Below are 17,710 nucleotides of genomic sequence, written 5' to 3'. Positions count from 1 at the left end.
TAGTGTCTGCGCCCGGTGATTGCTGCCATTGCAAATGGATGGTACTGTTTTGCCTGTCCTTTCCCGATGCAGGCCCCGAATGATGCTCCAGAGTGAAAATAAATCAGCGAAACGCATATTTTTTGTTGAAGATTTTCAGGTATTCGGCGAGCGCTATGGCATCGACTACCGTTTCCCCCAGTTAAAAGAGGCGCAGGTCAGCGGTAGCCCCGTGTTGCAGGGGAATGTTGAAGAGATGATGCTCTCGTCCGGCATTTCGCTGACCCATTCCGACGTACGTGTATTACAGCCCTATGAAACCACCTCTCGCCACAGCAGCCCGCTCTATATGCTGGTGGTGCTGGAAGGGTGCGTGACGCTCACGCTCAATGGTATCAATTATCCCGTCCGCCCGGGCATGGCGTTCAGCTCACGTCTGAGTGAAGATCAGGTAATGAGCGCGCGTCACGATGCCGACAGCACGCTGAAAACGCTCTCGTTTGGCGTGTACCCGCACGATGCCGGACGTGAAGCCTTGCTTGAGTCATTGCTTCTGGAATGGCAAAGCCTGAATGCACCCGCGTTTGTCTGGCAGGTTCCCGAGTTTGTGATGTCAGGTATTCTGCATGCGCAGCGGCAGGGGGTAAGCGTGCTTTCACGCAAGCTTTTGCTTGAGGGGCTGATGTATCAGCTGCTCGGCCATGGCCTCAACCAGCGCCAGCAGCCTTGCCCAAGCCGCCCTGAGCATGCGCGTCTTGAACGCGTGCGGAGCCTGCTGGAACAGTCTCCTGAACGGGATCATACTCTCGCGCAGCTGGCAGCCCTGGCTGCAATGAGCCCAAGCAGCCTGCGTAGCAAGTTCCGTCAGCGCTATGGCTGCACCCTCTTCGACTATCTCCGCAACTGTCGCCTTGCGCTGGCGCGCCGCTATCTGCTGGAAGGCCACAGCGTGCAGCAGGCGGCGTGGATGTGCGGGTATCAGCATGCCACCAACTTCGCCACCGCGTTTCGTCGTCATTACGGGATTTCACCGGGTGACGTGCGCAAACTCCGCTAACGTAATTTCTCCTGTCGCGCGAATGCATCCCGTGCGGTTTAGCATCGCGCATACGTAACCTGGCTGTACGCATAGCCGTTTGCACTCTCAAAAAGGTAATAATTCTTATTAACAATAAGAAATATCTCTGGAGAGGGTTATGTTTGCTAAATCGCGTCTGGCACTGCTGGTGGGATGGGTTACCGGTAGCGTCGCTTTTCCTTTACTGGCGCAGGATGCCCAAAAAACTGACACCGTGGTGGTGACCTCGCAGATGCAGTCTGCGGCCACCAAGCTTGAAACACCGGATATTGAAACCCCGCAGTCGGTCTCTATCGTCACGCGCGAGCAGTTCGAAGAGCAGGGCGCAACCAGCGTGCGTCAGGCCGTGAGCTACACGCCGGGGGTCTACAGCAACCAGATCGGGGCGTCAAACCGCTTTGACTACATGGTGCTGCGCGGCTTCTCGGACGGCAGTCTGGACAACGTCTACCTCGACGGCCTGAAGATGATGGGCGACACCAATTCCCACAGCTCGCTGGTGGTTGACCCGTGGTTCCTGGACAGTATCGAAGTCGTGCGCGGTCCAGCCTCCGTGCTCTATGGCCGCTCATCGCCGGGCGGGATTGTGGCGCTCACCTCCCGTAAGCCATCGTTCGATCCTGGCGGGGAGATTAAGCTCTTCGCCGGTAACAATAACCAGCGTGGGGCGATGTTCGACGTGACCGGCCCGGTTGATGATAACGACCGCGTGGCGGTGCGCCTCAGCGGGATGACCCGCTATGCTGATTCCCAGTTCGATCCGCTCAAAGAAGAGCGTTACGCCCTGATGCCGAGCCTGACCTGGCGTATCACCGACAGCACCCGTCTGGATCTGATGGCCTACCTGCACCGCGATCCGGAAGGCGGCAGCCACTCCGGCCTGCCATATGAGGGCACCGTTGTACCGCACAGCGGTAAGAAAATCTCCAACACCTTCTTCGAGGGCGAGGACGATTACGACAAGTACGATCGTCGGGAAAACATGGTCGGCTATAACATCGAGCACCTGTTTGACAGCGGCTGGTCTGTGCGCCAGAAGCTGCGCTACCTGCACACCAAAGTCGAGCTGAACCAGGTGTATGCCGCAGGCTGGCTGAATGACACCGAGCTGAATCGCGGCTATTCCGGCTCTGACGAGAAGATGAACGCCATCACCCTGGATAACCAGGTCGACGGCAGCTTCGACACCGGGGCGGTGAACCACCGCGTGCTGATCGGCATGGACTACCAGGACCGCACCAACAACGTCACCGGCTACTACGGCGGCTTCCCGCCGATTGACGCTTTCCATCCTGTTTACGGCGCGAAGCCGGACTACATCACCCAGTACAGCAGGGAAAAACACAAGCTGCGCCAGACCGGCTACTACCTACAGGATCAGATGTCCATTGACCGCTGGCGCCTGACGCTCGGCGGGCGTTACGACCAGGTGAGCGTGTCGAACGTCGACAACTTTAACCACACCCGCAGCGATCTGGATAAAAACAACTTCAGCAGCCGCGCGGCGCTGCTGTATCTGTTTGATAACGGCGTTGCGCCGTACGTCAGCTACTCCACCGCCTTTACGCCGACCAGCTTTGCCGACGAGCAGGGCAATATCCTGGATCCGATGAAGGGCAAGCAGTGGGAAGCGGGCGTGAAGTATGAGCCAGAAGGGATGAACAGCCAGTTCAGCGCCTCGGTGTTCCGCATCAACCAGAAGAACATTGCCACTAAAGAGGAGCCGACCGATCCGTACCGTTCCATTGGTGAAATCGAATCCGAAGGCGTTGAGCTGGAGGCGATTGGTCAGCTGACCGACAGCCTGCGTATGCAGGCGGCGTACACCTACACGGATATTCGCTACAAGAAGAGCAGCCCGGAAGAGGAGGGCAAGCGCGCCGTTTATGCCCCGCGTAACATGGCCAGCGCCTGGCTGAGCTACGACGTCAAAACCGGCCTGCTGGACGGCCTGATCGTCGGCTCCGGCGTGCGCTATGTCAACGGGATCGCCAGCGATCGCCAGAACACCCATACGCTTCCGTCGTACACGCTGGTGGATATGACCGTGGGGTATGACCTGTCGAAAGTGGGGCTCACGGGCGTGAGCGCGCAGTTGAACGTCAATAACCTGACGGACAGAAGCTACGTCGCGGCCTGTAACTCTCTCTCTTACTGCTACTTCGGTGCAGAACGCAGCATTGTGGGCAGCGTTTCGTGGAAGTTCTGAGTTGTTGATCTTGCCGGGTGGCGGGAGCGGTTTTCTCCCTCTCCCTGTGGGAGAGGGGCGGGGTGAGGGCAAAATGCCGCACTACTCCTCCATCGCAATCACAATCGCTTCACCCATCTTTTTCAATGCCTCGCGATTTTTGTCTGTCGGCGGCAGCGCTACGTTGATCCGCAGGCAGTTGCGGTACTTCCCGGAGGCGGAAAACAGCGACCCGGCCGCGGCCTGGATCTTCAGCCGGCACAGCTGCTTGCTGACGCACACCATATCGACCGTCTCCGGCAGCTCAACCCACAGCAGGAAGCTGCCCTGCGGGCGGGTGACGCATATCTCTGCCGGAAAATACTGCCGCACCCAGCAGGTGTAGGTCTCCATATTCTGCTGATAAATCTGGCGCATACGCCGCACGTGGCGATGGTAATGGCCGTCGCGGATAAACGCCGCCACCGCCATCTGCGTGCCCGGCACGTTAAACCCGCCCGCGGCGTACTTCATGTGCATCACCCGATCGTAATAGCGCCCCGGCACAATCCAGCCGACGCGCAGGCCCGGCGCCACGGTCTTGGTAAACGAACTGCATAACAGCACGCGACCATCAATATCCATAGAATGAATGGTGCGCGGACGCGGATACTCCGCCGCCAGCTCGCCGTAGATATCATCCTCAACAATCACGATATCGTGCCGCTGTGCCAGGGCTAAGACCTGCTTCTTCCGCGCCTCCGGCATGATAAACCCGAGCGGGTTATTGCAGTTTGGCACCAGGATCACCGCCTTGATCGGCCACTGCTCCAGCGCCAGCTCCAACGCTTCGATGCTGATCCCGGTTTCAGGATCGGTGGGAATTTCAATGGCCTTGATGTCAAAGCCGCGCAGCATCTGCATGGTGCCGTGAAACGACGGCGATTCCACCGCCACGATATCCCCCGGTTTGCACACCGAGAGCAGGGCGATCGACAGCGCGCCGTGGCAGCCGTTGGTAATGACAATTTCGTTTGCCGCGACGGTGGAGCCGCCGTCCAGCATCAGGCGGGCGATTTGCTCGCGCAGCTCCAGGCGCCCGTCGAGCACGTCATAGCTCAGCATCTCGCCGGGGTTATGCTGCGCGATGCGGCTCATCTCGCGCCACAGGGGCTTCAGGCTCGGCTGGTTAATATCCGGCGAGCCGCCGCCAAAGGAGATCATCTCTTTGTCGGCGCGGGCGTCCAGCAGCATCATCACCTCATCCCACTGGGTAACGTCCACCGGGCGCTGTACCGGACGGGTCATCGCCGGGACGGGCGGCTGGGCTTTGCGTTTCGAGACGAAATAGCCGGAGCGCGGCTGAGGCGTGATCAGCTGGAGGTTTTCGAGGATCTGGTAGGCCTGCTGTATGGTGCTGATGCTCACGCCGTGCTCCTGGCTCAGCGTGCGTACCGACGGCAGACGTTCGCCGCTGCGATACAGCCCTTGTTCAATGCGTTCCGCCAGGAGGTTGGCCAGATGTTGATAGCGCGTCATGCTGTATCCTCTGTTTTCACCATACAGATTATAAAACCAGTACAGATTGCTGCGAAAATTGCCATGCAGATACTGTTTTAGCGGATCTGTATGTTAAACAAAAGTTGTTTTTGCATCTGTATTGCACAGGCCGATTTCCGGATGATAACCCCACTGACACAGTGAGGAGAGCATCATGGAATTCTACGAGAATCGTTCAAAACGTCCGTTTATTGTGTTTGTCTGGATCGCAAAAACGCTGCGTAACTGGTATCGCATCAACCGTACCCGCCGTATTCTGAGCCAGATGAGCGATGAGCAGCTCAAGGACGTCGGGTTATCGCGATATGATGTGTGAGCATAGGGTTGCCCGGTGGCGCCACGCTTACCGGGCCTACAGGAGACCGTAGGCCGGGTAAGGCGCAGCCGCCACCCGGCGGTTTTCAGCTCAACAGTTCTAGCGTCTGCCGTTTCGGCCTTTCCAGCAAATCCAGCGCCTCCTGATACGACCGCACATTGTTATAGCCCATCACCAGCCCGTAGCGTTTTCCTGATCCGTGATACCACGCCGAAAGCGCATTGACCTGCAATTGCTGTTCCTGCCAGCAGCGGGCGATCTCCCGGTCAGCGCTTCCCTTTGCGAGGAACGCGACAATATGCATCCCGCCGTCGTTTTGCTCGGTGAAAAACAGATCGCCATAGACCTCACGCAGGGCGGCAATCATCCAGTCGCGGCGGGTCTGATAGAGCGCGCGCATCTTTTTCAGATGACGGAAAAAATGCCCTTCGTTGAGAAACGCGGTGAGGATCTTTTGCGTCAGCACCGGCTGGCCGCTGGTGAGGATGTCCGCGCTGTCGGTAAACACGCCGACGGTGCTGGCGGGCATCACCACGTAGCCCATGCGCAGCGATGGCATGATGGTTTTGCTGAAGGTGCCCATAAAGATCACCCTGTCGTGCTGGTCGAGGCTTTTCAGCGACGGCAGCACTTTGCGGGTGTAGTGAAATTCGCCGTCATAATCATCTTCGATAATCCACGCCTCGTTTTGTGACGCCCAGTCGAGCAACTGCTGCTTGCGCGGCAGGGAGAGCGTCACCGCCAGCGGGCTCTGGTGCGACGGAGTAACGATGGCGAAGCGGGCATCGTGATGATTACGCAGCAGGTAGTCCGTATCCATCCCTGCGCGATCGACCGGCACGGTGTGCAGGCGGGGCACAATGCGCTTGAGCAACTGCTGGCCCATAAAGTAGCCTGGATCCTCAAATACCACCTTATCGCTGCGGCTGGCGAGCGTGTCGAGGATCAGGCGCAGGCTGCCGCTGTAGCCGCTGGTGATCATTACCTGTTCCGCAGTGCAGGATAACCCGCGCGAGATATTGAGATAGCGGGCTATCGCCTCGCGCAGCGGATACCAGCCCAGAACGGGCGGGTTGAGCATTTCATCCTGACGCATGGCGCGCGTCGCCTGGCCCGCCAGCAGCAGCCATTTTTTATAGGGGAAGCTGTCGAGCGCGGGAATGCCGGGGCGCAGAAAACCGGCTCGTTCGCGTTGGCTAATCAACGACGCCGGCAGCGTGCCGGTCGCTTGTTCTGTGGGGGCGTTTTGCGCGGGCAGCAGAAGATCCGGATTCACCCGCGTCCCGCGCGCGCCCTGGCTCACCAGATACCCTTCGCCCGTCAGAATGGCATACGCCGTCTCGACGGTTTTGCGCGCCACCTTCAGCTCTTCCGCCAGCAGGCGGATGGCAGGTACCCTGTCGCCCGGCTTCAGCACGCCGCGCATGATGTTGTCGCGATAGCGGGAATAAATCTCGTGATAGCCTGGCTTCATGTCCTACCTCATTTCACGCTTTTTGTATCTTTTTACTATGTCATGAACGGCGTAGATTTGCTTCATCGCATGACACATGCCGCACAAAAAAGAGGAAAGACAATGAGCACTCGCGTAAACCACCACAAAGCCACCCCTGCACTCACCAACGCGCTTTCCGCCCTGAGCATGGAAGTGGCGAAAACCTCTATTGATCCGGCGCTGAAGCACCTGATCGACATTCGCGTGTCGCAGCTGAACGGCTGTACGTTCTGTCTCGATATGCACTCAAAAGAGGCGAAAATTGCCGGCGAGCGCGAGCTGCGCCTGTACCATCTGGCGGCCTGGCGCGAGTCCCCGCTGTTCAGCGCCCGTGAAAAAGCGGCGCTGGCCTTCACCGAAGCGCTGACCCAAATCGGCGTTCACGGCGTGAGCGATGCGCTGTACCGCAGCGTGGCGGAGCACTTCTCGGACGTGGAGATTTCAGAGCTGAACTTCGCCATCGTGGCGATCAACGCCTGGAACCGCCTGGGCATTACCTCCCGCATGGAGCCGGGCTCGCTGGATGCGGCGTACGGGCTGAACAAGGCTAACCTGGAATAATCCCGCGCTCGCGGATCATCGCCACCAGCGCCCGCAACCCCGGCGGGACGTGGCGATGGCCGGGGTAGTACAGGCGCAGCCCGGCAAACGGCTGCGCCCAGTCGTTTAAGACGCTCACCAGCTCCCCGCTTTTCAGTTCGTCCTGAATATAGATTTCCGGTAAAAATCCCACCCCTAACCCCGCTTTTACGGCGCGGATCGAGGCAAAAAGATCGGACGTCGCAAAGCGCGGCGGCACGGCAAGGGCGTACGTTTCCCCCCGACGGGCCAGCTCCCAGCGGTAGATCCCGCCGTGGGCCATACGCATGCCGATCCCCTGATGCGAAAGCAGATCGTCCGGCGTCTCGGGTATGCCGTGACGGGCGAAATAGTCCGGCGTGGCGGTGACGAGCTGGCGGATCTCACCGGTCAGCGGCACGGCGATCATGTCCTGCGGAACGGACTCTTCGAGGCGGATCCCCGCGTCATAGCCTTCCGCTACGATGTCGATCATCCTCGCTTCGCTCACCGTTTCCACGCGCATTTTCGGGTAGCGGATCATGAAATCGATCAGCAGCTGGTCCAGAAACAGGGTGCCGATATGGTTCGGCACGTTGAGGCGCAGCGTTCCGGCGGGTTCCCCGGTGTCGCTGTGGATCTCCTCCCCGGCGAGGCGGATCTCCTGTAGCGCCGGGCCGATACGCGCCACGTAGCGCTGTCCGGCGTCGGTGAGCGCCACGCTGCGGGTGGTGCGGTTGAAAAGCCGCGTCTCAAGGCGGCTCTCCAGCCCGGCGATGGCGTTGCTGACCGCCGTGGCGGACATCCCCAGTTCCTGCGCCGCGCCGCGAAAGCTGCCGCGCCGCACCACCGCCATCACCACTTCCAGCTCTGTCAGACCTGAACGATGCATAGATTATCCTGAAAATCGAAACAACCCTTGCAGCATAGCGTGGATTATCGCAACGGAGAAGCCGTGACAGACTGGGCTCACACAGCCTGAGGAGGTTTATATGCACACCATCGAACAGATCTTTATTAACGGCGAGTTTGTTACCCCGCACGGTACCGAACGGTTTGATTTGTACAATCCGGCGACGGCGCAGGTCATCGGCCAGGTTCGCCTGGCGGATGAGGTTGACGCTGAACGCGCTATCGCGGCGGCGAAAGCGGCGTTTCCGGCGTGGTCGCAGACCACAAAGCAGGAACGCATCGCCGCGCTGAAGCGCATGCACGCCGCCGTGGCCGCTCGTCACGACGCTCTGCTGGAAGCGGTCATTGAAGAGTACGGCGCGCCCGCCTCGCGCTCGGCGTGGATGGCAAGCTATCCGGCAGAGGTGATTGCTCAGGCCATCGAGGCGCTGGAGGCATTTGAGTTTGTCACCTCCGCAGGTGCCGCAACGGTGCAGATGACGCCGCTCGGCGTGGCCGGGCTGATTACGCCGTGGAACAGCGATGCGGGGTTTATCTGCGGCAAACTGGCGGCCGCGCTGGCGGCGGGCTGCACGGCGGTCATCAAGCCGAGTGAAATGAGCGCACTGCAAACGCAGATTGTCACCGAAGCGCTGCGCGACGCTGCGCTACCGCCGGGCGTGTTTAACATCGTCACCGGACGGGGTGAGACGGTCGGTGACACAATCAGCCGCCATCCGGACGTCGCGAAAATCTCGTTCACCGGTTCCACGAATACCGGCAAGGCGATCCTGCGCAACGCGGCGGAAAGCTTTAAGCGCGTGACGCTGGAGTTGGGCGGTAAATCACCGACGATCCTGCTGGATGATGTGGATCTGGCGCAGGCGATCCCGCTGGTGATCCAGGCCGGGTTTATGAACAGCGGGCAGGCGTGCGTGGCCGGGACGCGCATTCTGGTGCCTTACTCGCGCAAAGCGGAGATCGAAACCGCGCTGGCGCAGGCCGTGGCGGCGATGAAATCCGGCGACCCGCGCAACAGCACGACAGACGTCGGCCCGATGGTCAGCGAAAAGCAGTGGCTGCGGGTGCAGGGCTATATCCGCAAAGGAATCGAAGAAGGGGCGCGCCTGCTGGCGGGCGGCGAAGGGCGACCGGAAGGCACGCGGGACGGCTGGTTTGTGCGTCCGACGCTGTTTGCCGGCGTGAACAATCGGATGACCATTGCCCGCGACGAGATTTTCGGCCCGGTGCTGTGCGTAATCCCTTATCAGGACGAGGCGGAGGCGATTGCCATTGCCAACGATACCGAGTACGGCCTGAGCGCGATGGTGCTGGGCGGCGATGTGGACCGCGCGCGACGCGTGGCACAGCAGATTGTTTCCGGTCGCGTGCTGGTGAACACCCTGGCTCATGAACCGAAAGCGCCGTTTGGCGGGTTTAAGCACTCCGGCGTGGGGCGCGAGATGGGCGAGTGGGGGATCCGCGCGTTTATGGAGCCGAGGTCGGTTCTGGGCTAAAGCTTCGCTCTTTACCGAAGCATTGTGCTTTTCCATCCTGCATTCTCTCCTCAACATCACAGCGGAGAGACCATCATGATCGCAGTCCTTTTCGAAGCCAAAGCCGCGCCTGCCCATCAGGCGCGCTACCTCCAACTTGCCGCAGAGCTTAAGCCTTTGCTGGCCGACATCGACGGCTTTATCGATATCGAACGGTTCCAGAGCCTGACGACCGACGGCAAAATCCTCTCCCTTTCCTGGTGGCGGGATGAAGAGGCCGTCCGCCGCTGGAAGCAGAACGTCTTCCATCAGGCGGCGCAGGCCGAAGGACGGGCGTCGATTTTCTCTTTCTACCGTATTCGCGTGGCGCAGCTGGTGCGGGAATACAGTTCCGAAACCGGAGGGCACGCGGATGTATGACGTTCACGTGATTTTCCGCGACGGGCCCGGCGAGCTGGCGCGCTTTGGACAGCTGTTGGGGCGCAACGGCGTGGGGCTTGAGGGTGGCGGCGTATTCGGTACCGATGCCCATTTCCTGGTGGAGGACGGGGAAAAAGCCCGCCGTGTGCTGCTCGACGCCGGGTTTACCGTGCAGGCGCTGCGAAAGCCGGTGATCAGAAAGCTTAAGCAGGAGCGTCCTGGCGAGCTGGGCGAGATAGCGGCGGCGCTGGCGGCACGCGGCGTGTCTATCCTGACTCAGTACAGTGACCATGCGAATCACCTTATTCTGCTGACGGATGATGATAAGCTGGCCGCTGAGATCACCACACCCTGGGCGACGAATGTTAAAGACGAGCTTACCCTCTGATAACAGCGCGATGCTGGAAAAGGCGATTGCCGCGGTGGCGGCTGCAATGGCCGATCCGTCGCGCGTGAAGATGCTTTGTGCGCTAATGGACGGGCGTGCGTGGACGGCCACTGAACTGAGTGCGGCGGCAGACGTTGCGCCGTCGACCGCCAGCGGGCATCTTGCCCGGCTGGTTGAAGGGCAGCTAATTACCTGCCTGTCGCAAGGGCGGCATCGTTATTATCGTCTTGCCGGGCACGACGTGGCGGCGCTGGTGGAACAGATGATGGGGCTTTCGTGGAGCCGCATTACCCCGCCGGAAACCAGCGCGCCGAAAGCCATGCGTGAAGCCCGGACCTGCTACGACCATCTCGCAGGCGCGGTGGCGGTGCAGATCTATGATTTCATGCAGGCGGAAGGCTGGCTGGAGGCTGACGGTTCCGCATTGACCCTGTATGGTCGGGAGCAGTTCCTGGCACTCGGTATTCCGTTAAGCGCTCATCCGCGTCGGAAGGCCTGCTGCGCCTGCCTGGACTGGAGCGAGCGGCGGTTTCATCTTGGCGGTGAGGCGGGCGCTGCGCTGCTTATCCACATGGAAAGCAAAGGCTGGATCCAGCGGGTGGCGGGTTATCGGGAGGTGGTGGTGACGGCTTCGGGGAAAAGTGCCGTCAGGAAGCATTTTAGCCGCTAAACGCCGCTGCGGGCTGATGCCCTCACCCCGACCCTCTCCCACAGGGAGAGGGAGAACATCGTTTCGCAATTCCTGCGCTTTAACTTCTCGTTTCTTGATACTTATCCTGATAACTATTATCGTGATGGCGTACTACGAGAGGGCTCCCCATGAGTGAAGAAGATCTGTTTAGCCGCAGGCCGATGGGCATGCGGATGGCGATGATCGTGCGTCAGTGGCGCGCAGTCATCGACGACGCCATTCTCGACACCGGGTTAACCCAGTCGAGCTGGACGGTGATGATGCAGCTTCATCAACTCGGGGATAACGTCTCGGTCAGCGAGCTGGCGGAAGTGCAGGGCATTGAACTGCCTCCCCTAATGCGCACGCTGACACAGCTGGAAAAGCAGGGCTACCTGCTGCGCACCGTCTCGCCGTATGACAAGCGTATCCGGCTGCTGACGCTGACGCCTGAGGGAAAAGCCATTCTTGAAAGGCTCTCTCAGGTGATTGAGACGTTCCAGGCGCGCGTATCGCAAAACATCGCGCCGGAACATATCGATATTTTCAGCGCTACTCTCAATCAAATCGCCTGCAATTTGCGGACAATCCGCGAAGAAGATAATAAGACCGAAAAATAATGACTCCTGAACAAAAGTTTGCCCGCTGGGTAAGGGTGAGTATTGCCTCTTTCCTGCTGATGTTTGTTTACTTTATCGTCGCGGATATCTGGATCCCGCTGACGCCGGACTCCACCGTGATGCGCGTGGTGACCCCGGTGTCTGCCCGCGTCTCCGGGTATGTGGCGGCGGTACATGTCCATAACAATAGCCAGGTTAAGAAAGGCGATCTGCTGTTTGAGCTCGACGCCACGCCGTTTCGCAATAAGGTCGAGGCGGCGCAGATCGCGCTGGAACAGGCGCGTCTGTCTAACGATCAGCTGGATGCGCAGATTGCCGCAGCGCAGGCCAGCCTGAAAACCGCCGTGCTGACCGCGCGTAACGACAAAGTGACATTCGACCGCTACCAGAAACTGAGCACCTTGCAGAACGTGTCGCAGGCGGATCTGGATAAGGTCCGTACCACCTGGCAGAGCAGCGAGCAGTCCGTCAGCTCGATCCAGGCGAATATTCATAACCTGCGCATTCAGCGCGGCGAGCGGGATGAGCACCGTAACGTGACGCTGCAAAAATACCGTAACGCGCTGGATGAAGCGGAGCTGAATCTTGGCTGGACGAAGGTCTACGCCGAGGCGGACGGCACGGTCAGTAACCTGCAATTAAGCCCCGGTTTTTACGCCTCATCCGGTTCGGCTGCGCTGGCGCTGGTGAACACCCGGATCGATATCGTGGCGGATTTCCGCGAGAAGAGCCTGCGTCATACCCATCAGGGGACCGACGCTGCCGTGGTGTTTGACGCCTTCCCGGGGCACGTTTTCCGTGCCCACGTTACCAGCAGCGACGCGGGGATCCTCGCCGGACAGGAGGCCGTAAACGGTCAACTTTCTGAACCGGAAACCTCCAACCGCTGGGTGCGTGATGCCCAGCGTATGCGCATTCACGTGGCGCTGGACGAAGCCTTACCGAAGCCGCTGCCGACCGGCGCGCGCGCCACTGTGCAGCTCTACAACAGCGAAGGGCCGTTTGCGCGATTCTTCTCCGGGATGCAAATCCATCTGGTGAGCCTGCTTCACTATGTCTATTAGCACCCTGGCGCGGGTATTTACCCCGCACGGCAACATCGTCTATACGGCAAACGACTTTCGCCAGACCCTGCGTATCGTCTTTGCCGGGATGATTGCGCTCAGTATTTCGAGTTTCTACAACACCAGCTACGGCGTGTTTTTTGTGGTCTACCCGATCATGCTTCTCTCGCTGGTACCGGTGTTTAATCGCCACGTGGCGAAGCAGTTTATCTTCAGCGCCTCGCTGAACTGCGTTGAAATGGTGTTGATTATCGGCTATCTGTCGCAGTGGCCGGTCATCATGACGCTGGTGGTGTTTGCCCTGTACGTGATGCGTTTTCGCTTTATGAGTAAGGGGCCGCTGTTCCTGTTCGGCTCGATGGGCGTGGTTTGCCAGAGCGTGATGCTCAACTTTATGAGCTACCCCACCACCAACTGGCACACGCTTTTATTCTCTAACATCGAAGCGAGCGTGATGGCGGTGTGCCTGAGCGCGCTGATGAACTACCTGCTGCCGGACGTGGAGCCGCGCAAGCCGCCGCCGCTGATTGAGAAAGACGACGCCCGCGTGCGCCACGAGTCGCTGCTATCCGGCACCGTGGCGACGCTGATTTTCGTCGTGTTTCAGATTAGCGACTTAAGCGATTCGCTTTCGGCGCTGATGGCGGGCATTCTGATCCTGTTCCCGATGCACTATCGCGGCTCGGTTATCAGCTCCATCTGGCGCGTGGTTGGCGTGGTGCTGGGGTGCCTCTATATCCTTGTCGTCCAGCTTATCCTCTACGATCACAGCAGCCATATGCTGCTGATGATGCCGCTGATTGGCCTTGGTCTGGCGTTTGGCGCGCGTCTGCACGTAATGGAGAAGGTCGGCGCCGGGGTAGGCTTCGCCAGTATCACCACCATCGGCATTATGTTCGGGCAGAACATGCACCCGGACAGCGACCTGGTGTTCAGCGATCTGTACCGCATCACCTCCGTTACCTTCGCGCTGGTGGTCACGCTGACGATGGTCTTTCTGGTGCACCTGATCCTGAATCGCTTCGAGGCGACGCGCTACGTTATCGCGCCGCCAAAAGCGGATTAATGCCCCAGCACGGCGGGTAGCTGCGAGAGCAGAAACAGGATCAGGCCAATCGTACCGCCCACCAGGGTACCGTTAACGCGAATGAACTGAAGATCTTTACCGATATTGAGTTCTATCTGGCGTGACATGTCTTTGGCATCCCAGCTTTTCACCGTGTCGCTGATATGGCGCGTCAGGAACGCGGCGAAATCCGGCGCCACGCGGTGCGCGGCCTGCTCCAGATGCTCATTCAGCGACGCCCGCAGGCTGGCGTCGTTGGTCAGCGTTTCGCCAAACCACAGCCCGGCGTTGGCGATACGCTGCTTCACGCGGGAATCATCGCTCTGCATGTCATTTTTCAGCCACTGGCGCAGGTCAGCCCACATTTCCCCCAGATAGCGGTTAAAGGCCTCATCATTCTTGAGGTAGTGTTTGATATTCTCGGCTTTCGCCGTCATCTCCGGATCGTTTTTCAGATTGTCGATGAACTTGATCGTGGCGCGGTCAAACGCCTGACGGATCTGGTGCGTACGGTCGTGGCTGATATCGTCCAGCAGCGTGTTCACCGCGTTCGACACCATCTCCGCGCTTTGATCGCCCAGCCACACGGTGGGCAGCACCATGGCCTTGCGCGGATGCTCGGTCTTAAGCCAGTGAACGATCTGGTCAGCAATAAATTCCCGCGTGCTTTCCCGCTGAATCAGGGTAATCAGGCGGTTTATGATGGCGTCCAGCAGCACCTGGTGACGGTTGTTTTTGGTCATGCTTTCCAGCATGACGGCGCTGGTCTCGGTTAAATCGACCTTGTCGATAGCCTTATGCACCGCGCGTTTGAGCAGGCGCTGGATGCGCCCATCGTCGGTAAGTTCCAGAAAACCGCCCATCACCTGCACCAGATGCTGCCCCACGCGCCGGGCGTTATCGGGCTGGCTGAACCAGGTCCCAATCATCTGTGCGGGCTCGTAGCGACGGATAAGATCGACAAGGGATTGCGTATCGAGAAACTTTTCCTGCACGAACTGGCCGAGATTGTCGCCGATGCGGTCTTTATTGCGCGGGATAATCGCCGTATGGCGCGAGATAAAGGGAATGGGCACCCGGCGGAACAGCGCGACAACGGCAAACCAGTCCGCCAGCGCGCCAACCATCGCCGCCTCGGCAATGGCCTTTACGCCGCGCACCCAGAAGGTTTGCGGCAGGAACAGGGTGGTGATAAACGCTGCGACGGCAATCAGCAGCAGCGACAGCGCGAGAAGCTTGGCGCGTTTGAGTTCGGTATGCTTTTCCATGGGTTAAGGATAGAGGGTGATGGAGGTAAAATGCAAAATGTGCTATCTGGTGAAGAATTAAAATTCCTCTTTTAACTGACAGATCAGAAGATTTGTTGCATTCTCTTTCTGGTTCGGAGTATTCGTTTCTCATAGCTAATAATAATCTATTTTCTGGGGTATATAAAATGAATTTACTGTATCGTTTTATAAATGGAATAAAAAATAAATCCTTGGATTTATATTTGTTCCTTTTCTTTGTAGGTTGTTTTGTTTTGTTGAAAATAAAAGATCCAGTTCGGGTTTATTTGTCATATGCATTATTTATTGGCCTTTTAGTCATGCTGTATTTAAAAAGGCAGCGTGCCCGGGAAATTATTATTCATTTTATTCGGTTCGAAAGTGGCGGTGTTGTAAATAAATTGGCCGGATGGGCGTCGCTCCTTGCCTGGGGTGCGTTTCTTCTTTTTCCTTTTGCAATAAATATACAGTTTGGTTTTCTTGCAAAAGTACTGTTGGTGATGTTCTCCATTTTTATTGTTATTAGCAGCGTTTTAACAATCTTTGTTCTCGAGAAAGATGGCCATGAGAAAGTAAAAAATATACGGGTTATGTTATTTTCATTTATATCAATCTGTTATGTTTTATCTAGTGCGTTCTCGGCAAGTTTATTTCTTCAGTTGAGTAATATGGATTTATCATCCAGTCCATGGTTGGAGTTTACATGGAAGCTCAGTTCATTTTTTGTATTGATATTTTTTATATTGCAGTTGACTACTTACGTAATATTCATCGTGACTGCTGATCATGCAAAAGGATATAGACTTTTTACTATTTTTGGTGCTTTGATTCTAACGAGTTTAATCGTATTATTTGTCTCAAGCAGGCCGGATGTAGTAGCATATTATGTTTTAAAATATTCTACTGGCAGTGAATGGCGGAGTGATTTTACATGTGAGAATGAAAAAATATCACGCCCTAACGAGAGATATTTCGGTTATAATACCGATAAGTACACAGCTTACTTTTTCAATCGTAACGGAAAGTGGGGGTTCGATGAGATAACTTGTGTTAAAAACTCGCAAGAGGGGAAAGGATATACTGTAAAAAATGTATCGACAGAAAATATCCCTCATTGGGTGAAATAATTAAAATCACAGTTCCCCCTGTCGGTAAACGAAAGGGGGAAAACGTATAAGAACCCTCCGTATATACCCAACTTTACCTTCATAGTCAGACAGATTGACTACCCTTAATACCCTAAGCGGTAAAACAAGGAGATTCGATATGGCTTACCAGACAGTAAATCCTGCCACGAACCAGCTCATCAAAGAATATCCCTCTCACACTGACGCAGACGTTGAAGCGGCGCTGAAGGCAGCCGATGCGCTCTATCACTCCGACTGGGCGAAAGGTGACATAAGCCAGCGCCTGCCGGTGCTGCATAAGCTGGCGGACCTGATCGACGAACGCGCGGAGGATCTGGCGAAAATCGCCAGTCAGGAGATGGGTAAGCTCATCGAACAAAGCCGCGGTGAAGTGAAGCTATGCGCGCAAATCGCCCGCTACTATGCTGACAACGCGAAGCAGTTCCTGGCCCCGGTGAAGTATGACTCTGAACTCGGGGAAGCATGGGTTGAACATCACCCCATCGGCGTGCTGATGGCCGTCGAACCATGGAACTTCCCATACTATCAGCTGATGCGCGTTCTGGCGCCAAACCTGGCAGCGGGCAACCCGGTGATCGCCAAGCATGCCAGTATCGTGCCGCACTGTGCAGAAACCTTTGCACAGCTGGTACGTGAAGCGGGCGCGCCGGAAGGGGCGTGGACCAACCTGTTTATCTCGTCCGAACAGGTGGCGAACATCATCGCCGACGATCGCGTACAGGGGGCGGCGCTGACCGGTTCAGAAAAAGCGGGTAGCGTGGTTGCGGCACAGGCTGCGAAACACATCAAAAAATCGACCCTTGAACTGGGCGGGAACGACGTCTTCGTGGTGCTGGACGATGCGGATCTGGAGAAAGCCGTGAAGATCGGCGTTAACGCGCGGCTTAATAACGCCGGGCAGGTCTGTACCGCGGCGAAGCGCTTTATCCTGCATGAAAAGATTGCAGACGCCTTCCTGAACAAATTCACCGAGGCGTTTAAGCAGGTGAAGATTGGCGATCCGCTGGACGAAAGTACCACGCTGGGGCCTTTGTCATCCAAAGACGCGCTGGAGACGCTAACTAAACAGGTTAACGAGGCGGTGAAAAACGGCGCGAAGCTGCACCATGGCGGCAAGCCGGTTCAGCGTGACGGGAGCTTCTTTGAGCCGACCATCCTGACCAATATCTCGCGCGATAACCCGGCGTATTTCGAAGAGTTCTTTGGTCCGGTAGCGCAGATTTATGTGGTGAAAAACGACGACGAGGCGGTTGCCCTGGCGAACGACTCCCACTACGGTCTGGGCGGAGCGGTGTTCAGCCAGAACATCGAGCGCGCGAAGAAAATGGCGTCGCGCATTGAGACCGGGATGGTGTACATCAACTGGCTCACCGATACGGCGGCAGAACTGCCGTTCGGCGGCGTAAAACGTTCGGGTTACGGACGCGAGCTGTCGGATCTGGGGATCAAAGAGTTTGTGAACCAGAAGCTGGTGGTGGTGCGTAAGTGACGTAGTAATAAAAAACCTGCCGAAGGGCAGGTTTTTT

Annotated in this window: 17 protein-coding genes; 13 read left to right on the top strand and 4 right to left on the bottom strand. The window is 57.6% G+C overall.

Annotated features, from left to right (window positions below; all coding sequences use genetic code 11):
- Positions 1-79 precede the first annotated feature (79 nt).
- Complete coding sequence (locus CU081_RS00645; protein ID WP_022650335.1) at positions 80-1,036, top strand: helix-turn-helix domain-containing protein; 957 nt, start codon at positions 80-82, stop codon at positions 1,034-1,036.
- 121 nt (positions 1,037-1,157) lie between these two features.
- Positions 1,158-3,266 (top strand): ferrioxamine B receptor FoxA, encoded by a 2,109-nt coding sequence (gene foxA / locus CU081_RS00640; RefSeq protein WP_104456779.1) that lies wholly within the window; start codon positions 1,158-1,160, stop codon positions 3,264-3,266.
- 81 nt (positions 3,267-3,347) lie between these two features.
- Here foxA and CU081_RS00635 read toward each other — a convergent pair whose 3' ends face one another.
- On the bottom strand, positions 3,348-4,763 hold the full coding sequence (locus CU081_RS00635; protein WP_003863072.1) for an aminotransferase-like domain-containing protein: 1,416 nt from the start codon (positions 4,761-4,763) through the stop codon (positions 3,348-3,350).
- Positions 4,764-4,938: 175 nt separating this feature from the next.
- On the opposite strand from CU081_RS00635, the gene CU081_RS00630 reads away from it, so the two are divergent.
- Entirely contained in the window at positions 4,939-5,100 is a 162-nt protein-coding gene (locus tag CU081_RS00630; protein WP_022650337.1) for a DUF1127 domain-containing protein, read from the top strand.
- Positions 5,101-5,185: 85 nt separating this feature from the next.
- Here the strand turns inward: CU081_RS00630 and pdxR are convergent, their stop codons facing one another.
- Positions 5,186-6,574, bottom strand: coding sequence for a MocR-like pyridoxine biosynthesis transcription factor PdxR (gene pdxR / locus CU081_RS00625; RefSeq protein ID WP_022650338.1), 1,389 nt, complete (start codon positions 6,572-6,574; stop codon positions 5,186-5,188).
- Positions 6,575-6,676: 102 nt separating this feature from the next.
- Between pdxR and CU081_RS00620 the strand changes: the two genes are divergently transcribed.
- A complete protein-coding gene (locus CU081_RS00620; RefSeq protein WP_003863077.1) occupies positions 6,677-7,156 on the top strand; it encodes a carboxymuconolactone decarboxylase family protein in 480 nt (159 codons plus the stop codon).
- Here CU081_RS00620 and CU081_RS00615 read toward each other — a convergent pair.
- Positions 7,143-8,045: a LysR family transcriptional regulator gene (locus tag CU081_RS00615; RefSeq protein ID WP_003863079.1), complete on the bottom strand. Its 903-nt coding sequence runs from the start codon at positions 8,043-8,045 to the stop codon at positions 7,143-7,145. The genes CU081_RS00620 and CU081_RS00615 overlap by 14 nt on opposite strands.
- A 100-nt stretch (positions 8,046-8,145) precedes the next feature.
- Between CU081_RS00615 and CU081_RS00610 the strand changes: the two genes are divergently transcribed.
- The 7 genes from CU081_RS00610 to CU081_RS00580 all read left to right on the top strand — a co-directional run bounded on the left by CU081_RS00610 (position 8,146) and on the right by CU081_RS00580 (position 13,768).
- On the top strand, positions 8,146-9,561 hold the full coding sequence (locus tag CU081_RS00610; RefSeq protein ID WP_022650339.1) for an aldehyde dehydrogenase family protein: 1,416 nt from the start codon (positions 8,146-8,148) through the stop codon (positions 9,559-9,561).
- A gap of 75 nt (positions 9,562-9,636) precedes the next feature.
- A complete protein-coding gene (locus CU081_RS00605) occupies positions 9,637-9,960 on the top strand; it encodes an antibiotic biosynthesis monooxygenase family protein (RefSeq protein WP_003863082.1) in 324 nt (107 codons plus the stop codon).
- On the top strand, positions 9,953-10,348 hold the full coding sequence (locus CU081_RS00600) for an amino acid-binding ACT protein (RefSeq protein ID WP_022650340.1): 396 nt from the start codon (positions 9,953-9,955) through the stop codon (positions 10,346-10,348). The genes CU081_RS00605 and CU081_RS00600 overlap by 8 nt, the downstream gene beginning before the upstream one ends.
- Positions 10,323-11,018 (top strand): ArsR/SmtB family transcription factor, encoded by a 696-nt coding sequence (locus CU081_RS00595; RefSeq protein WP_032608444.1) that lies wholly within the window; start codon positions 10,323-10,325, stop codon positions 11,016-11,018. The genes CU081_RS00600 and CU081_RS00595 overlap by 26 nt, the downstream gene beginning before the upstream one ends.
- 149 nt (positions 11,019-11,167) lie before the next feature.
- Entirely contained in the window at positions 11,168-11,638 is a 471-nt protein-coding gene (locus CU081_RS00590; RefSeq protein ID WP_003863089.1) for a MarR family winged helix-turn-helix transcriptional regulator, read from the top strand.
- Entirely contained in the window at positions 11,635-12,702 is a 1,068-nt protein-coding gene (locus CU081_RS00585) for an HlyD family secretion protein (protein WP_086527941.1), read from the top strand. The genes CU081_RS00590 and CU081_RS00585 overlap by 4 nt, the downstream gene beginning before the upstream one ends.
- Positions 12,692-13,768 (top strand): DUF2955 domain-containing protein, encoded by a 1,077-nt coding sequence (locus CU081_RS00580; protein ID WP_003863094.1) that lies wholly within the window; start codon positions 12,692-12,694, stop codon positions 13,766-13,768. The genes CU081_RS00585 and CU081_RS00580 overlap by 11 nt, the downstream gene beginning before the upstream one ends.
- Here CU081_RS00580 and CU081_RS00575 read toward each other — a convergent pair.
- Positions 13,765-15,036 (bottom strand): DUF445 domain-containing protein, encoded by a 1,272-nt coding sequence (locus CU081_RS00575; protein ID WP_022650342.1) that lies wholly within the window; start codon positions 15,034-15,036, stop codon positions 13,765-13,767. The genes CU081_RS00580 and CU081_RS00575 overlap by 4 nt on opposite strands.
- A 167-nt stretch (positions 15,037-15,203) precedes the next feature.
- On the opposite strand from CU081_RS00575, the gene CU081_RS00570 reads away from it, so the two are divergent.
- Together CU081_RS00570 and CU081_RS00565 are read left to right on the top strand one after the other, a co-directional pair.
- Positions 15,204-16,163, top strand: coding sequence for a hypothetical protein (locus CU081_RS00570; RefSeq protein WP_022650343.1), 960 nt, complete (start codon positions 15,204-15,206; stop codon positions 16,161-16,163).
- A 139-nt stretch (positions 16,164-16,302) separates the two neighbouring features.
- Positions 16,303-17,673 carry an NAD-dependent succinate-semialdehyde dehydrogenase gene (locus CU081_RS00565; protein WP_003856617.1) on the top strand — a complete coding sequence of 457 codons (1,371 nt, stop codon included), beginning with the start codon at positions 16,303-16,305 and terminating at the stop codon, positions 17,671-17,673.
- Positions 17,674-17,710: the final 37 nt, after the last annotated feature.

Origin of the sequence: Enterobacter sp. CRENT-193 (assembly GCF_002787395.1) — a bacterium.
Lineage (GTDB): Bacteria > Pseudomonadota > Gammaproteobacteria > Enterobacterales > Enterobacteriaceae > Enterobacter > Enterobacter hormaechei_C.
Note: the sequence above shows the minus strand (reverse complement) of the source record. Positions and strands in the feature narration are given on the sequence as shown.

What these genes read in the sequence shown, in the direction of transcription:
- CU081_RS00610 (WP_022650339.1), top strand. Translation starts at nt 8,146, where the DNA reads ATGCACACCATCGAACAGATCTTTATTAACGGCGAGTTTGTTACCCCG.
- CU081_RS00595 (WP_032608444.1), top strand. Translation starts at nt 10,323, where the DNA reads ATGTTAAAGACGAGCTTACCCTCTGATAACAGCGCGATGCTGGAAAAG.
- CU081_RS00635 (WP_003863072.1), bottom strand. Translation starts at nt 4,763, where the DNA reads ATGACGCGCTATCAACATCTGGCCAACCTCCTGGCGGAACGCATTGAA.
- CU081_RS00630 (WP_022650337.1), top strand. Translation starts at nt 4,939, where the DNA reads ATGGAATTCTACGAGAATCGTTCAAAACGTCCGTTTATTGTGTTTGTC.
- CU081_RS00620 (WP_003863077.1), top strand. Translation starts at nt 6,677, where the DNA reads ATGAGCACTCGCGTAAACCACCACAAAGCCACCCCTGCACTCACCAAC.
- CU081_RS00590 (WP_003863089.1), top strand. Translation starts at nt 11,168, where the DNA reads ATGAGTGAAGAAGATCTGTTTAGCCGCAGGCCGATGGGCATGCGGATG.
- pdxR (WP_022650338.1), bottom strand. Translation starts at nt 6,574, where the DNA reads ATGAAGCCAGGCTATCACGAGATTTATTCCCGCTATCGCGACAACATC.
- CU081_RS00580 (WP_003863094.1), top strand. Translation starts at nt 12,692, where the DNA reads ATGTCTATTAGCACCCTGGCGCGGGTATTTACCCCGCACGGCAACATC.
- CU081_RS00565 (WP_003856617.1), top strand. Translation starts at nt 16,303, where the DNA reads ATGGCTTACCAGACAGTAAATCCTGCCACGAACCAGCTCATCAAAGAA.
- CU081_RS00605 (WP_003863082.1), top strand. Translation starts at nt 9,637, where the DNA reads ATGATCGCAGTCCTTTTCGAAGCCAAAGCCGCGCCTGCCCATCAGGCG.
- CU081_RS00600 (WP_022650340.1), top strand. Translation starts at nt 9,953, where the DNA reads ATGTATGACGTTCACGTGATTTTCCGCGACGGGCCCGGCGAGCTGGCG.
- CU081_RS00570 (WP_022650343.1), top strand. Translation starts at nt 15,204, where the DNA reads ATGAATTTACTGTATCGTTTTATAAATGGAATAAAAAATAAATCCTTG.
- CU081_RS00575 (WP_022650342.1), bottom strand. Translation starts at nt 15,036, where the DNA reads ATGGAAAAGCATACCGAACTCAAACGCGCCAAGCTTCTCGCGCTGTCG.
- CU081_RS00645 (WP_022650335.1), top strand. Translation starts at nt 80, where the DNA reads ATGATGCTCCAGAGTGAAAATAAATCAGCGAAACGCATATTTTTTGTT.
- CU081_RS00615 (WP_003863079.1), bottom strand. Translation starts at nt 8,045, where the DNA reads ATGCATCGTTCAGGTCTGACAGAGCTGGAAGTGGTGATGGCGGTGGTG.